The 15,779-nt window shown below is 74.0% G+C and carries 12 protein-coding genes; 11 read left to right on the top strand and 1 reads right to left on the bottom strand.

Features of this window, described 5'->3' with window-relative positions:
- Positions 1-44: 44 nt before the first annotated feature.
- The 11 genes from FB455_RS21710 (at position 45) to FB455_RS21660 (ending at position 14,561) form a co-directional block, all read left to right on the top strand.
- Positions 45-1,193 carry an inositol-3-phosphate synthase gene (locus tag FB455_RS21710; RefSeq protein WP_145754858.1) on the top strand — a complete coding sequence of 383 codons (1,149 nt, stop codon included), beginning with the start codon at positions 45-47 and terminating at the stop codon, positions 1,191-1,193.
- Entirely contained in the window at positions 1,190-2,098 is a 909-nt protein-coding gene (locus tag FB455_RS21705; protein ID WP_047892053.1) for an SCO3242 family prenyltransferase, read from the top strand. The genes FB455_RS21710 and FB455_RS21705 overlap by 4 nt, the downstream gene beginning before the upstream one ends.
- Positions 2,095-2,991 (top strand): sugar phosphate isomerase/epimerase family protein, encoded by an 897-nt coding sequence (locus tag FB455_RS21700; RefSeq protein ID WP_145754855.1) that lies wholly within the window; start codon positions 2,095-2,097, stop codon positions 2,989-2,991. The genes FB455_RS21705 and FB455_RS21700 overlap by 4 nt, the downstream gene beginning before the upstream one ends.
- 34 nt (positions 2,992-3,025) lie before the next feature.
- Positions 3,026-3,631, top strand: a complete 606-nt coding sequence (locus FB455_RS21695; protein WP_145754853.1) for an EboA domain-containing protein — start codon at positions 3,026-3,028, stop codon at positions 3,629-3,631.
- Between the two features lies 1 nt (position 3,632).
- Positions 3,633-4,484: a TatD family hydrolase gene (locus tag FB455_RS21690; RefSeq protein WP_013287904.1), complete on the top strand. Its 852-nt coding sequence runs from the start codon at positions 3,633-3,635 to the stop codon at positions 4,482-4,484.
- Positions 4,484-5,671: a metabolite traffic protein EboE gene (eboE, locus tag FB455_RS21685; RefSeq protein WP_145754850.1), complete on the top strand. Its 1,188-nt coding sequence runs from the start codon at positions 4,484-4,486 to the stop codon at positions 5,669-5,671. Before FB455_RS21690 ends, eboE begins: the two co-directional genes overlap by 1 nt.
- On the top strand, positions 5,668-7,062 hold the full coding sequence (locus FB455_RS21680) for an alkaline phosphatase family protein (RefSeq protein ID WP_145754847.1): 1,395 nt from the start codon (positions 5,668-5,670) through the stop codon (positions 7,060-7,062). The genes eboE and FB455_RS21680 overlap by 4 nt, the downstream gene beginning before the upstream one ends.
- Positions 7,059-8,126: a polyprenyl synthetase family protein gene (locus FB455_RS21675; RefSeq protein ID WP_145754844.1), complete on the top strand. Its 1,068-nt coding sequence runs from the start codon at positions 7,059-7,061 to the stop codon at positions 8,124-8,126. The genes FB455_RS21680 and FB455_RS21675 overlap by 4 nt, the downstream gene beginning before the upstream one ends.
- 290 nt (positions 8,127-8,416) lie before the next feature.
- Positions 8,417-11,251 (top strand): RICIN domain-containing protein, encoded by a 2,835-nt coding sequence (locus tag FB455_RS21670; protein ID WP_145754841.1) that lies wholly within the window; start codon positions 8,417-8,419, stop codon positions 11,249-11,251.
- Between the two features lie 17 nt (positions 11,252-11,268).
- Entirely contained in the window at positions 11,269-13,377 is a 2,109-nt protein-coding gene (locus FB455_RS21665; protein WP_145754838.1) for a ThuA domain-containing protein, read from the top strand.
- Positions 13,378-13,550: 173 nt separating this feature from the next.
- The gene (locus FB455_RS21660) at positions 13,551-14,561 is read left to right on the top strand and encodes a sugar phosphate isomerase/epimerase family protein (protein WP_145754835.1); all 1,011 of its coding nucleotides are present in this window, start codon (positions 13,551-13,553) and stop codon (positions 14,559-14,561) included.
- Positions 14,562-14,565: 4 nt separating this feature from the next.
- Here the strand turns inward: FB455_RS21660 and FB455_RS21655 are convergent, their stop codons facing one another.
- Positions 14,566-15,750 carry an ROK family transcriptional regulator gene (locus FB455_RS21655; protein ID WP_145754832.1) on the bottom strand — a complete coding sequence of 395 codons (1,185 nt, stop codon included), beginning with the start codon at positions 15,748-15,750 and terminating at the stop codon, positions 14,566-14,568.
- Between the last annotated feature and the right edge of the window lie 29 nt (positions 15,751-15,779).

The raw sequence follows: 15,779 nt of genomic DNA, 5'->3' as shown, positions 1-15,779 counted from the left end.
CCGGCCGCACCGGCGGACCGGCCATACCTGGGGAGGTAGCGCGAATGCGTACGGGTGTCTGGCTGGTGGGTGCGCGCGGCTCGGTCGCCACCACGAGCGTGGTCGGGGGACTGGCCCTGCGGGCCGGGCTCACCGCGCCGACCGGCTGCGTGACCGAGCTGCCCGACCTGCGCGGGCCCGCCCTGCCGGGCTTCGCCGATCTCGTCTTCGGCGGCCACGACGTGGTCGCCACCCCGCTCACCAAACGCGCCGAGGCGCTCGCCGCCGCAGGCGTGCTGCCCGCCCGGCTGGCCGACGCCGTGGCGCCCGACCTGGCCGCCGTCGAGGCGGCGTTGCGGCCCGCGCCCACCGAGGGCGGCCAGGGTGAGCGCATCGCCGCGGTGGTGCGCGACCTGACCGAGTTCCGCAGCCGGAACGGGCTGGACCGGGTGGTGGTGGTCAACGTCGCCGCCACCGAACCGGCGCCCGCCCCGCACCCGGCCCACAGCGACCTGGCCGCGCTGCGCGACGCGCTGACCGGCCCGGCCGACGTGCTGCCGCCCAGCTCCGGATACGCGTACGCGGCGTTCACCGCGGGCTGCCCGTACGTGGACTTCACCCCGTCCACGGGCGCCCGCCTGCCGGCCCTGGCCGCGCTCGCCGCCGAACGAAAGCTGCCGTACGCCGGGCACGACGGCAAGACCGGCGAGACGCTGCTCAAGTCGGTGCTCGCGCCGATGTTCGCGATGCGGCACCTGGCCGTGCGCTCCTGGTCCGGCACGAACCTGCTCGGCGGCGGCGACGGCGCCACGCTCGCCGACCCGGCCGCCAACGCCGCGAAGGTGGGCAGCAAACAGCGGGTGCTCGCCGAGACGCTCGGCTACCTGCCGCAGGGCCACACCCGGATCGAGTACGTCGAGGAACTCGGCGACTTCAAGACCGCCTGGGACCTGGTCACGTTCGCCGGTTTCCTGGGCACCGGAATGCGGATGGAGTTCACCTGGCACGGCTGCGACTCGGCGCTGGCCGCGCCGCTCGTGCTGGACCTGGCCCGGCTCACCGCCGCCGCGCACGCCGCCGGCCGCCACGGCCCGCTGACCGAGCTGGCGTTCTTCTTCAAGGACCCGCTCGGCGCGACCGGTCACGCGCTCGGTGAACAGTGGACGGTGCTGCGGGAGTTCGCCGCCGGCCTGCACGCCCGGGTGACGCCGTGACCCGCCTGGCCGACCTGGCCGAGCTGGTCCGGGCGCCCGCCGCGCTCTCCGTACCCGGGGACGTGCTCTCCGGCGCGGCGGCCGCCGGTGCGCTCGGTCCGCGTACACCGGCCCTGGCCGGCGCGTCGGTGCTGCTGTACTGGGCCGGGATGGCCGCCAACGACTGGGCCGACCGGCGGCTGGACGCGGTCGAGCGGCCGGAGCGGCCGATCCCGTCCGGCCGGGTGCGCCCGTCGGTCGCGCTCGGCGTCGCGTCCGGCCTGACCGCCGCCGGGCTCGCGGTCGCCACCGCCGCCGGGGGCCGCCGGGCGGCGGCAGTCGCGCTGCCGCTCGCGGCCACGATCTGGGGGTACGACCTGCGCGCGAAGAACACCGCCGCCGGGCCGGCGGTGATGGCCGCGTGCCGAGGGCTGGACGTGCTGCTCGGCGCGTCCGGCGGGCGGGTGGTCCGGGCGCTCCCGGCCGCGCTCACAGTCGCCGCGCACACCTGGACCGTGACCGCGCTGTCCCGCCGCGAGGTGACCGGCGCGGACCGGCGTCTGCCGGGCCTCACGCTCGCCGGCACCGCGCTGATCGCGCTCACCACCCCGGCCCGGCCGACCGTGTTAAGCGGGGCCCCCTCCTCTACCGGATGCGTTAAGAGGGGGCCCTTCCTTCGGCTCGGGGAGCTGGTTCCGGCGGTGCTCGCCGCCGGGTACGCCGTCCGCTACGGCCGGGCGCAGGCCCGCGTGCTCGCCGACCCGTCACCGGCCCGGGTGCGAGCCGCGGTCGGCGCTGGGATCACCGGGCTGCCCGCGTTGCAGGGCGCGCTGACCGCCCGCGCCGGGGCCCGGCTGCTCGGCCTCGCCGTGGCCGGCGCCGCGCCGCTCGGCCGCCGCCTGGCCCGACTGATCTCACCGACATGACCGCCGCGCCGGCCTCCCGGCCCACCGCCGGCCCGCTGTCCGGGCCGGGCGCGCTGCGCTTCGGGTACGGCACCAACGGCTTCGCCAACCACCGGCTCGGGGACGCGCTCGCGGTCCTCGCCGACCTCGGCTACGTGGGCGTCGCGCTCACCCTCGACCACGACCACCTGGACCCGTTCGCCCCCGGCCTGGCCCGCCGGGTCGCCGCCGTCAGTCGCCGGCTGGACGCGCTGGGGCTGGCCGTGGTGGTCGAGACCGGCGCCCGGTACCTGCTCGACCCGCGGCACAAGCACGCGCCGACACTGCTGCACGACGGCCCGGCCCGGCGGGTGGAGTTCCTGCGCCGAGCCGTCCGGATCGGTGCCGACCTGGGCGCGGAGGCGGTCTCCTTCTGGGCCGGGGTACGCCCACCCGGCGTACCACCCGGCGTCGCCGCCGACCGCCTGGTGGCGGGCTGCGCGACGGTGTGCGCCGCGGCGGCGGAGGCGGGCGTGCCGCTGGGCTTCGAACCCGAGCCGGGCATGTTCGTCGAGGACATCGCCGGGTGGTGGCGGCTGCGCGAGGCGCTGGGCGCGCCGCCCGGCTTCGGCATCACGCTCGACATCGGGCACTGCCGCTGCCTGGAGCCGATGCCGGTGCCGCAGTGCGTGTCGGCGGTCGCCGCGCACCTGGTCAACGTGCAGATCGACGACATGCGCCGGGGCGTGCACGAGCACCTGGAGTTCGGCACCGGCGAGATCGACTTCCCGCCGGTGCTGCGCGCCCTGGCCGACGCCGGCTACCGCGGGCTGGTGGCCGTGGAACTGCCCCGCCACTCGCACGCCGCACCGGCCGTCGCCGCCCGCTCACTGGACTTCCTGCGCGCCGCCGCCTCGCGCGGCGAGGGGCGGTGACCCACCACCTTCCACCCGGCAGAGGGGAGACGGCATGACACCCGACCGACTGCGCGCCGCGCTTCGGGGCGTACCCGATCCGCAGTGGCTGGACGCGGCGCTGCGCCGCGTCGCGACCGAACCCACGGCCATCGGGCGGTTCTTCGCCGCCGCCGCCCGGCGGTGCGGTCGCCTGCCGCTGCCCGACCCGCCCGGCTGGACGGCGGACGAGGCGGCCCGGGCGCTGCTGCTGACCGCGCTGCCGCACGGCCACGCCGCCGGCGCGGAGACGCTGTACCGGCAGGGCGACGCCGCCGAGAAACGCGCCGTGCTGCGCGCGCTGCCGCTGCTGCCGATCGGCGCGGAGTGCGTGCCGCTGCTGCACGACGCGACCCGCACCAACGACACCCGGCTGATGGCCGCGGCGCTCGGCCCGTACGCCCGGCACCTGGAGCAGGCGACCTGGCGGCAGGCGGTGCTCAAGTGCGTGTTCACCGGCGTGCCGCTGGCGGTCGTCGACGGCCTGCCGGAGCGGGCCGACGGCGAACTGGCCCGGATGCTCGCCGCGTTCGCCGCCGAACGGCACGCCGCCGGCCGCGACATGCCCGCCGACGCGACCGACCTGCTGCGCCGGCTGACCATCCCCACCACGGAGGCGTGACATGCGCATCTTCGACCCGCACATTCACATGACGTCCCGCACCACCGACGACTACGAGCGGATGGCCGCCGCGGGCGTCCGCGCGGTGGTCGAGCCGGCGTTCTGGCTGGGCCAGCCGCGTACGAGCGTGGACAGCTTCGTGGACTACTTCGACTCGCTGATCGGGTGGGAGCCGTTCCGGGCCGGCCAGTTCGGCATCCGGCACCACGCCACTGTGGCGCTGAACCCGAAGGAGGCGAACGACCCGCGCTGCCGCCCGGTGCTCGACCTGCTGCCCCGCTACCTGGACAAGGACGGCGTGGTGGCGGTCGGCGAGATCGGCTACGACGCCATGACGCCGGCCGAGGACGCCGCGCTGGCCGGTCAGCTCGCCCTGGCCGTCGCGCACGACCTGCCGGCGCTGGTGCACACGCCGCACCGGGACAAGGCGCGCGGCGTCGAGCGAACGCTCGCGGTGGTCGCCGAGTCGGGCATCGCGCCGGGACGGGTGCTCGTCGACCACCTCAACGAGGTGACCGTCGAGCTGGTCCGGGACACCGGCTGCTGGCTGGGCTTCTCGATCTATCCGGAGACGAAGATGTCGCCGCCGCGGATGGTGGAGCTGCTGAAGCGGTACGGCACCGAACGGATGCTGGTGAACTCGGCGGCCGACTGGGGCCGGTCGGATCCGCTGCTGACCCGGGCCACCGGGGAGGCGATGCTGCTGGCCGGGTTCGACGCCGACGACGTGGACCGGGTGCTGTGGCGCAACCCGGTGGAGTTCTACGGCCAGTCCGGCCGGCTCGACCTGACCGACCTGGAGACGAGCGACCCCACCTTCGCCGGCAACTCGATCGCCCGTGGGGGGCAGTGATGCGGCTGCGCCACGCCGACGGCACGACCGTCCATCTCGGCTACTGCACGAACGTGCACCCGGCCGAGGACCTGCCGGGCATCGTCGCCCAGCTCGACACGTACGCGGTGGCGGTACGCCGGGCGCTCGACGCCGACCGGCTCGGGCTCGGACTCTGGCTGGCCGCGCCGGTCGCCGCCGCGCTCGCCGCCGACCCGCCGGCCCGGCGCCGGCTGCGCCACGAGCTGACGGTACGCGGGCTGGAGGTGGTCACGCTCAACGGCTTCCCGTACGCCGCGTTCCAGGCCCCTGTGGTCAAGGGCGCGGTGTACCACCCGGACTGGACCACGCCGCAACGGTCGGCGTACACGCTGGACCTGGCCCGGGTTCTCGCCGACCTGCTGCCCGACGACGCCGTCCGGGGCTCGATCTCGACGCTGCCGATCGCCTGGCGCACCCCCTGGGACGCCGGGCGGGCCGCCACCGCCCGGCGTCGCCTGGACGCGCTGGCCGAGGGCCTGGCCGCCGTGCAGCGGGAGACCGGCCGGGTGATCCGGGTCGGCTTCGAACCGGAACCGGGCTGTCTGGTGGAGTCGACGGGACAAGCACGCGAGGTATTCTCAGACATGGATACCGACCGGCTCGGGATCTGCGTGGATCTCGCGCACCTGGCGTGTGCCTGGGAGCAGCCGGCGGATGCCCTGGCCGGGCTGCGTGCCGCCGGTCTCCCCGTGGTGAAGGTCCAGGTGTCCGCAGCGGTCGAGGCCCCTGACCCGCCCGCCGCGAGCGCGGCGCTGCGCCGGTTCGTCGAACCGCGCTTCCTGCACCAGACGCGGGCTGCCGGTTGCGCAGGCGCCGCCGATCCGGCCGATCCGGCGTACGCGGCCGACGACCTCGACGCCGCGCTCGACGCGCGGCTGCCCGGGGCGTGGCGGGTGCACTACCACGTGCCGTTGCACGCCCCGCCCGAGCCGCCGCTGCGCTCCACAGCGCCGGTGCTGCGCGAGGCGCTGGCCGCGTTGTACGCCGGTCCCGTCGCCGGCTGCGACCACCTCGACGTCGAGACGTACACCTGGGGGGTGCTGCCGGAGGCGCGGCGGCCGCGCGGCGACGCGGAGCTGGCCGCCGGCATCGCCGCCGAGCTGGCGTTCGCCCGCGACGAGCTGACCGCGCTCGGCCTGGCCACGACGGTGGGGGCGCCCTCATGAGCCGGCGGCTCGTGGTGCTCGACGTGGTCGGGCTGACGCCGCGGCTGCTGGCGCACATGCCCCGGCTGCGCACGGTGGCCGACGCCGGGTTCGCCGCCGAGCTGGGCACCGTGCTGCCGGCGGTGACCTGCTCGGCGCAGTCCACGTTCCTCACCGGCGAGCTGCCCGCCGGGCACGGCGTGGTGGGCAACGGCTGGTACTTCCGCGACCTGGGCGAGGTGCTGCTCTGGCGGCAGCACAACGGGCTCGTCGGCGGCGAGAAGGTGTGGCAGGCGGCCCGTCGCGTCGAGCCGGGCTACCGGGTGGCGAACGTCTGCTGGTGGTACGCGATGGGCGCGGACGTGGACTGGACGGTCACGCCGCGCCCGGTCTACCACGCCGACGGGCGCAAGGAGCCCGACTGCTGGACCGACCCGCCCGAGCTGCGGGACACCCTCACCGACGCGCTCGGCACGTTCCCGCTGTTCAGCTACTGGGGGCCGGGTGCCGGGCTGCCGTCCTCGGCGTGGATCAGCCGGGCGGCGCAGCGCATCCTCGCCGATCACGCTCCCGACCTGACGCTGGTCTACCTGCCGCACCTGGACTACGACCTGCAACGCTTCGGCCCGTCCGGCCCGCAGGCCGCCGCCGCGGCGGCGGAGCTGGACACCGTGCTCGGTCCGCTGCTCGACGCCGCGCGGGAACGGGACGCCACAGTGGTGGCGTTGTCCGAGTACGGCATCACCGACGTGTCCCGCCCGGTGGACGTGAACCGGATGCTGCGCGCCGAGGGGCTGTTGCGGGTCTACACCCAGGCCGGGATGGAATATCTCGACCCGTGGACGTCGCGGGCGTTCGCGGTGGCCGACCACCAGGTGGCGCACGTCTACGTCAAGGATCCGGCGGACGTGCCGGCGGTGGCGAAGCTCTGCGCGTCGCTGCCGGGCGTGGCCGAGGTGCTCGACGCCGCCGGGCAGGCCGGGTACGGGCTGGATCACCCCCGCTCGGGTGAGCTGGTGCTGGTGGCCGAGCCGGACGCCTGGTTCACGTACTACTACTGGCTCGACGACGCGCGGGCGCCCGACTTCGCCCGGCTGGTGGAGATCCACCGCAAACCCGGCTACGACCCGGCGGAGCTGTTCTTCGACCCGGCCGCGCCGGGTGCGGCGAAGCGCCGCGCGGCCGTGGCGCTGGCCCGCAAGAAGCTCGGGCTGCGCTACCTGATGTCAGTGGTGGGGCTGGACGCGGGCGCGCGTGCGGTGCGTGGTTCACACGGGCGCCTGCCCGCCGACCCGGCGGACGGCCCGGTGCTGCTCTGCTCCGACCGGGCCGCGATCCGGCCCCGGGTGGAGGCCACCGATGTGAAGGCGTTGCTGCTCGAACTCGCCGGACTGGCCAGGGAGGCACCATGACCGTAACCGTCGCACCGACCGATCCGGCCCTGTTGCGGGGCCGCTTCGACGCCGCGCTAGCCGCGTTCCTGGACGCGAGAGAGCCGGATCGGCCGGACGACGGTACGGGGGCCGTCCACACTGCTCTGCGCTGGTTCGTCCTGGCCGGCGGCAAGCGGATGCGCCCGCTGTTCTGCTACTGGGGCTGGCGGGGTTTCGGCGGCCCGGACGCCTCGCCGATCGTGGTCGCCGCGGCGTCGCTGGAGCTGTTCCACGCGTTCGCGCTGATCCACGACGACATCGTGGACCGCAGCGACCGCCGCCGGGGCGCGCCGACGCTGCACCGGTTCTTCGCCGAGCTGCACGCCGCGTCCGGCTGGCCGGGCGACCCGGCGGCGTACGGCCGGCAGGCGGCGCTGCTCTGCGGCGACCTCTGCGCCACCTGGTCGGCGCAGATGTTCCACGGGTGCGGGTTGCCGCCCGAGCGGCTGCGCCGGGGGCACGTGCTGCTGGCCCGGATGCGCTCGGAGGTGATCGCGGGGGAGTACCTGGACGTGGCCGGTGCGGCCGGGGACGGTTCGGTGGCGAACGCGCTCACAGTGGTACGGCTGAAGACGGCCCGCTACACGGTGACCCGTCCGGTGCAGATCGGCGCCGCGCTCGCCGGTGCGGCGCCGGAGGAGGTGGCCGCGCTGGCCGGGTTCGGCGACCCGCTCGGTGACGCGTTCCAGCTGCGCGACGACCTGCTCGGCGTCTTCGGTGACCCGTCGGTGACCGGCAAGTCCAACCTGGACGACCTGCGTGAGGGCAAGCCGACGGTGCTGCTGGCGCTGGCCCGGGCGTCCGCCTCGCCGGCCGGTGCGGCCCGGCTGGGGGAGCTGGTCGGCGATCCCGGCCTCGACCAGTCGGCCGCGGCAGAGGTGCGGGGCATCGTCGAGGAGTCCGGTGCCCGGGAGGCGGTGGAGCGGATGATCCGTACCCGGGCCGACGCGGCACTTGTCGCGCTGGACGCGTTGCCGCTGGCGGAACCGGCGCGGCGGGTGCTGGCGGCGCTCGCGGAGCGGGCGGTCGACCGCCACGAGTGACACCTACTTTTGTCGCTGAGCGCCGAAAGTCAAAGCCAATCGATCAGAAGCTATGGACAGGCTGATCGAAAGGTTTTAATGTCGTGCACAGCACAACGCTGTTTCGCCGAGGTGATCGCCCCGCACCAGATCGCCCCGCACCGCCCGCCTCGGCGAGGTGACCTCCGGTCCCGACCGGAGGTCGCGGCCCGCCGACCTCCCCGGCAGGCCGGCGCAGCATCCCCCTGCTCGGCATCCGGCGCGACGCGCGCCCGTTCCTGGCTGCGCGCGTCAGGAAGGGACAGCACAGCATGTCCAGCCACCACCACCCCCGTGCCCGACGACCGTTCGCCGCTGCCGCAGCGCTGCTGCTCGCGGCCACCGCCGGCACCGTCACAGTGGCCGCGGCGTCCGTCCCGGCGTCCGCCCACCCGATCCCGGCGAGCGACTTCCAGCAGGTCGAACTCGCCCGCGGTGTCGCCGAGACCGGCGAACCGATGTCGCTCGCGGTGCTGCCCGACCGGTCGGTCCTGCACACCGCCCGCAACGGCACGCTGCGCCGCACCGACGCGGCCGGCGCCACCACAGTCATCGGCACGCTGCCTGTCTACACCCACGACGAGGAGGGGCTCCAGGGCGTCGGCGTCGACCCCGGCTTCGCCTCCAACCGGCACATCTACCTCTACTACGCGCCGCCGCTGTCCACCCCGGCCGGTGACGCGCCCGCCACCGGCAGCGACTTCTCCGCCTGGCAGGGCGTCAACCGGCTCTCCCGGTTCACCCTCAACGCCGACTTCACGCTCAACCAGGCCAGCAAGGTCGACGTGCTCGACGTACCGGCCGACCGGGGGCTGTGCTGCCACGTCGGCGGCGACATCGACTTCGACGCCGCGGGCAACCTCTACCTGTCCACCGGCGACGACACCAACCCGTTCGACTCGGCCGGCTACGCGCCGATCGACGAGCGCACCAACCGCAACCCCGGGTACGACGCGCAGCGCAGCGCCGGCAACACCAACGACCTGCGGGGCAAGATCCTGCGGATCAAGGTGAACGCCAACGGCACGTACTCGATCCCGGCCGGCAACCTCTTCGCGCCCGGCACCGCGCGGACCCGCCCGGAGATCTACGCGATGGGCTTCCGCAACCCGTTCCGGATCAGCGTCGACAAGGCCACCGGCATCGTCTACGTGGGCGACTACGGGCCGGACGCCGGCACCACCACGGCCCGCGGCCCGTCCGGGCAGGTCGAGTTCAACCGGGTGACAGGGCCCGGCAACTACGGCTGGCCGTACTGCACCGGCACCAACACCGCCGCCGAGACGTACGCCGAGTGGGACTTCGCCGCCGGCACCGCCGGCCCGAAGTTCAACTGCACCGGCGGGCCGACGAACAACTCGTTCCGCAACACCGGCCTGGCCACGCTGCCGGCGGCGAAGCCGTCCTGGATCCGCTACGCCGGTGACGCCGGCAGCCCGCCCGAGTTCGGCGGCGGCTCCGAGTCGCCGATGGGCGGCCCGGTCTACCGGTACGACGCGGCGAACCCGTCCACCACGAAGTTCCCGCAGTCCTTCGACGGGCAGTTCTTCGCCACCGAGTTCGGCCGGGGCTGGATCAAGCCGATCCACGTCGGCGCGGACGGCTCACCCGGCACCATCGACAGCTTCCCGTGGACCGGCAAGCAGGTGATGGACTCGGCGTTCGGCCCGGACGGCGCGTACTACGTGCTCGACTACGGCACCGGCTACTTCAACGGCGACGCCAACTCGGCGCTGTACCGCTTCGACTACCTGGGCGGCGCCAACCGCGCCCCGGTGGCCCGCGCCGCGGCCGACCGGACCTCCGGCGCCGCGCCGCTGACTGTGGCCTTCTCCTCGGCCGGCTCGTCCGACCCGGAGGGCGGCGCGCTGACGTACGCCTGGACGTTCGGCGACGGCGGCACCTCGACCGCCGCGAACCCCTCGCACACCTACACCACAAACGGCAGGTACACCGCCACCCTCACCGTGCGCGACCCGCAGGGCGCCACCGGCACCGCGAGCGTGACGATCACAGTGGGCAACACCGCGCCGACAGTCGTCATCGAGACGCCCGGCAACGGCAAGCTGTTCTCCTTCGGCGACACCGTGCCGTTCCGGATCACCGTCACCGACCCGGAGGACGCCACGATCGACTGCACGAAGGTCAAGATGACATACGTGCTCGGCCACGACCAGCACGGCCACCAGATCACCTCGGCGACCGGCTGCACCGGCTCGATCGCCGTACCCGTCGACGGTGAGCACGACGACGCGGCGAACATCTTCGCCGTCTTCGACGCCGAGTACACCGACTCCGGTGGCCTCACCACGCACACCCAGCACACGCTCCAGCCCCGGCACCGGCAGGCCGAGCACTTCAAGACCTCGTCCGGGATCAACACGTTCGACAAGGCCACCGCCGAGGGCGGCAAGACCGTCGGCGACATCCACAACGGGGACTGGATCGCGTTCCAGCCGTACCTGCTCGCCGACGCCACCGGGTTCACCGCCCGGGTGTCGTCCGCCGGCGCCGGCGGCACGCTCCAGGTGCGGGCCGGCTCGGCCACCGGCACCGTGCTCGGCTCGGCCACCGTCCCGGTCACCGGCGCCTGGGACACGTTCACCACAGTCACCGGCACGATCGCCAATCCGCCGGCCGGCACCACCACGCTCTACCTGACGTTCGCCGGTGGCACCGGGGCGCTCTACGACCTGGACGCGTTCACGCTCACCACGTCGGCGGTCCGCACCGGCCCGGTGAAGGGCCTGGCCGGCAAGTGCCTGGACGTGCGCAACGCCGCCACCGCCGACGGCACCCAGATCCAGCTCTACACCTGCAACGGCACGACGGCGCAGTCGTGGACCGTGACGCCGAACGGCACCGTGAAGGCGCTGGGCAAGTGCCTGGACGTATCCGGCGGGGCCAGTGCGGACGGCACGAAGATCCAGCTCTACACGTGCAACGGCACCGGGGCGCAGAACTGGTCCGCGCAGGCGGACGGGACGGTACGTAACCCGCAGTCGGGCAAGTGCCTGGACGTGTCCGGCAACAACTCGGCCGACGGCACGGCGGTGCACCTGTGGACCTGCACCGGCGCGGCGAACCAGCGCTGGACCCTGCCGTGAGAATGAAGGAGAACCAGATGAAACTCGTGCGTACCGCACTGGGGGCGGTGACCGCCGTCCTCGCCACCATCGCCTGCACCGTCCCCGCGGGCCCGGCAGCCGCCGCCGACGCCCCCTACGACGTGCTCGTCTTCTCCAAGACCGCCGGCTTCCGCCACGACTCCATCGCGGTCGGCACGCAGGCCGTACGGGAGCTGGGCGCGGCGAACAACTTCACCGTCACCGCGACCGAGGACGCCGCCCAGTTCACCACCGCCAACCTGGCCCGCTTCGAGGCGGTGATCTTCCTCAACACCACGGGGGACGTCCTCAACGCCAGCCAGCAGTCGGCGTTCGAGGCGTACATCGGCGCCGGCGGCGGGTACGTCGGCGTGCACTCCGCCGCCGACACCGAGTACGACTGGCCGTTCTACGGCAACCTCGTCGGCGCCTGGTTCGCGTCCCACCCGGCCATCCAGCCGGCCACGGTGAAGGTGGAGGACCGGGCGCACGCCGCCACCGCGCACCTGCCGCAGCGGTGGAACCGCACCGACGAGTGGTACGACTACCGCACCAACGCCCGCTCCACCGCGCACGTGCTGGCCAGCCTGGACGAGTCCACGTACTCCGGCGGCTCGATGGGCGGCGACCACCCGCACGCCTGGTGCAAGACGTACAGCGGCGGCCGGTCCTTCTACACCGGCGGCGGCCACACCCAGGCGTCCTACGCCGACGCGGCGTTCCGGGCGCACCTGCTCGGCGGCATCCGCTACGCCGCCGGGCGCACGAAGGCCGACTGCCGGCCGGAGACCGGCTACACCGCGCTCTACAACGGCGGCACCACCGGCTGGTCGCAGGCCGGGCCGGGCAGCTTCACCAATGCCGACGCCACGCTCACCTCGGTCGGCGGCATGGGCCTGTACTGGTACAGCGCCAAGCAGTTCACCAACTACTCGCTGAAGCTGGACTGGCGGCTGGCCGGTGACGACAACTCGGGCGTGTTCGTCGGCTTCCCGCCGTCGAGCGACCCGAACTCGGCGGTGAACAACGGCTACGAGATCCAGATCGACCCCACCGACGCGGCCGACCGGACCACCGGCGCGGTCTACGGTTTCAAGTCCGCCGACCTGGCGGCCCGGGACGCGGCGCTGAACCCGGCGGGGGAGTGGAACACCTACGAGATCCTGGTCGAGTCCGAGCGGCTCCAGGTCTTCCTCAACGGCGTGCGGATCAACGACTTCACGAACACCGACCCGGTGCGGTCGCTCGCCGGGCACGTCGGCATCCAGAACCACGGCACCGGCGACGACGTGTCGTTCCGCAACATCCGGATCAAGGAACTCGGCGGCACGCCGCCGCCGACCGGCAACACCACCGTCCAGGCCGAGGCGTTCGGTTCGGCGAGCGGCGTCAGCGCGTACCCCAAGGCCGGCGCCAACGGCGGCCAGACCCTGGGGTACGTGGACCCGGGCGACTGGGCCGCGTACCCGGGTCTGGACCTGACCGGTGTGACGTCGCTGCGCGCCCGGGTGGTCTCTGGCGGCCCGGGCGGCACACTCCAGGTGCGGACCGGCTCGCCGAGCGGCCCGGTGCTCGGCCAGGTGGCGGTGCCGAACACCGGTAGCTGGACCACGTTCGCCGACGTGAGCACCGCGCTCACAGGCGTGCCGTCCGGTACGCAGACGGTCCACCTGACGTTCACCGGCAGCGGCTCCGGGCTGTTCGACGTCGACGACTTCACGCTGGTCCGCTCGACCGGCACCGGCGGCGCCGGCCCGATCAAGGGCCTCGCCGGCAAGTGCCTGGACGTGCGGAGCGGATCGTCGGCCGACGGCACCCAGATCCAGCTCTACACCTGCAACGGCTCGTCGGCGCAGTCGTGGACCGTGACGCCGAACGGGCCGGTGAAGGCGCTGGGCAAGTGCCTGGACGTGTCGGGCGGCGGCAGTGCGGACGGCACGAAGATCCAGCTCTACACGTGCAACGGCACAGGCGCGCAGAACTGGTCCGCGCAGGCGGACGGCACGGTGCGTAACCCGCAGTCGGGCAAGTGCCTGGACGTGTCCGGCAACAACTCGGCCGACGGCACGGCGGTGCACCTGTGGACGTGCACGGGCGCGGCGAACCAGCGCTGGACCCTGCCCTGACGGAGGCCATAGAGTGGAGGCGGCGACCGCGAGGTGGCCGGTGACCCGGCGGGAGGCGCAACCCGTCCGGGAGCAGACGCTCCGGCGTCCACCGGTTCCCACGCGCCGCCGCCTCCGGTCGTCCTCGCCCCGGTCCGCGACGGAATCCCCCATCACCACAGGGGAGAAGGACAATGGCGCGACCCATCACGCTCTTCACCGGCCAGTGGGCCGATCTGCCGTTCGACGAGGTCTGCCGGCTCGCCGCCGAGTGGGGCTACGACGGGCTGGAGATCGCCTGCTGGGGCGACCACTTCGAGGTGGACAAGGCGCTCGCCGACGACTCGTACGTGGAGCGCAAGCGGGCCACCCTGGCCAAGCACAACCTCCAGGTGTTCGCCGTCTCCAACCACCTGGTCGGGCAGGCCGTCTGCGACCACCCGATCGACGAGCGGCACCAGGACATCCTGCCGTCCCGGATCTGGGGCGACGGAGAGCCGGAGGGGGTGCGGCAGCGGGCCGCGGAGGAGATCAAGGACACCGCGCGGGCGGCGGCGAAGCTCGGCGTGAACACCGTCGTCGGCTTCACCGGCTCGTCCATCTGGCACACGGTGGCGATGTTCCCGCCGGTGCCGCCGGCCATGATCGAGCGCGGCTACCAGGACTTCGCCGACAGGTGGAACCCGATCCTCGACGTCTTCGACGAGGTGGGGGTGCGGTTCGCGCACGAGGTGCACCCCAGCGAGATCGCCTACGACTACTGGACGACGAAGCGCACGCTGGAGGCGATCGGGCACCGGGAGGCGTTCGGGCTCAACTGGGATCCGTCGCACTTCGTCTGGCAGGAACTGGACCCGGTGAACTTCATCTTCGACTTCGCCGACCGGATCTACCACGTCGACTGCAAGGACGCGAAGGTCCGTACCGGCGACGGGCGGCGCGGCCGGCTCTCCTCCCACCTGCCCTGGGCCGACCTGCGGCGCGGCTGGGACTTCGTCTCCACCGGCCACGGCGACGTGCCGTGGGAGGACTGCTTCCGGGCGCTCAACGCGATCGGCTACGACGGCCCGATTTCGATCGAGTGGGAGGACGCCGGCATGGACCGCCTGGTCGGCGCGCCGGAGGCGCTCCAGTTCGTCCGCCGCCTGGCGTTCGACGCCCCGTCCGCGGCCTTCGACGCCGCCTTCAGCAGCAGCCGCGACTGACCGGTCAGCGGGCGGCGTAGACCTGGTCGCTGACCAGGCGCGCCGCCCCGACCAGGCCGGCGGTGTCGCCGAGGTCGGACAGGACGATCGGCATGCTGCCGGTGGCCAGCGGCGTGGAGCGCCGGTAGACCACGCCCCGGATCTCCGCGAGCAGCACCGGCCCGATCCCGCCGGGTGCGCCGCCGATGATCACGATGGCCGGGTTGACGAAGCTGACCAGCCCGACCAGCACCCGCCCGAGCCGGCGGGCGGCGTCGCGCACCAGCGTCTGCGCCGCCGGGTCGCCCTCGGTGGCCGCCGCCGCCACGTCGGCCACCGACAGCGTCCCGGCCGCGGCCAGCCGGTCCGCCAGCGCCGTCGAGCGCCCGGCCCGCGCGGCGCTCACCGCCTCGCGCACCAGTGCGACATCCCCGCAGTACGCCTCGACGCACCCGTTGTTGCCGCAGCCGCAGAGCGGCCCGTCCTCGGTGAGCTGGAAGTGGCCGATGTCGCCGGCCCCGCTGGCCGCATCCCGGTAGAGCGCGCCGGCGAGCACCAGCCCGCAGCCGATCGCCTCGCCCAGCTTGACGTAGAGGAAGTCGTCGAACGGGCGGCCGGTGCCGGCGTGCCGTTCGCCGAGGGCCATCGCGTTGGCGTCGTTGTCCACCTGCACCGGGCAGCCCAGCTCGGCGGCGAGCGTGTCGCGTACCGGGAAGCGGTGCCAGCCGGCCAGGGCCGGCGCGGACACCGGCGTGCCGTCGCGGACCTCGACCGGCGCGGGCAGCGCGACGCCGACGCCGGTGAGCGACGACAGTCCCGCCTCGACACGCAGTTTGCCGAGCAGTTCGACGATGCGCCCGACCACCACGTCCGGGCCGAGCCGGACGTCCACCGGCTCGTCGTGCCGGGCGAGCGGGTTCAGTTCGCCGTCGGTGAGCGCGACCCGCAGGACGCCGTCGCCGACGAGCACCGCGCCGAACCGGACCTGCGCGCCGACGCGCAGCAGCGACGAGCGGCGTCCGCCCCGGGACGCGGCCGGTCCGGCGGTCTCCACCAGGCCGAGCGTGGTCAGCCGGTCGACCTCGGCGGCGAACCGGGCCCGGGGCAGGCCGAGGAGGTCGGCCAGCTCGACCCGGGAGCGTGGGCCGTCGTCGCGCAGCAGGCGCAGCAGTCGCGCCTGATCCGCCGTCTCCGGTCCGACCATCGGCATCTGGTCACCTCCCCACGGAGAATGTGCCA

The organism is Micromonospora sp. CNZ296 (assembly GCF_007827635.1).
This window is presented reverse-complemented; position numbering and strand designations above follow the sequence as displayed.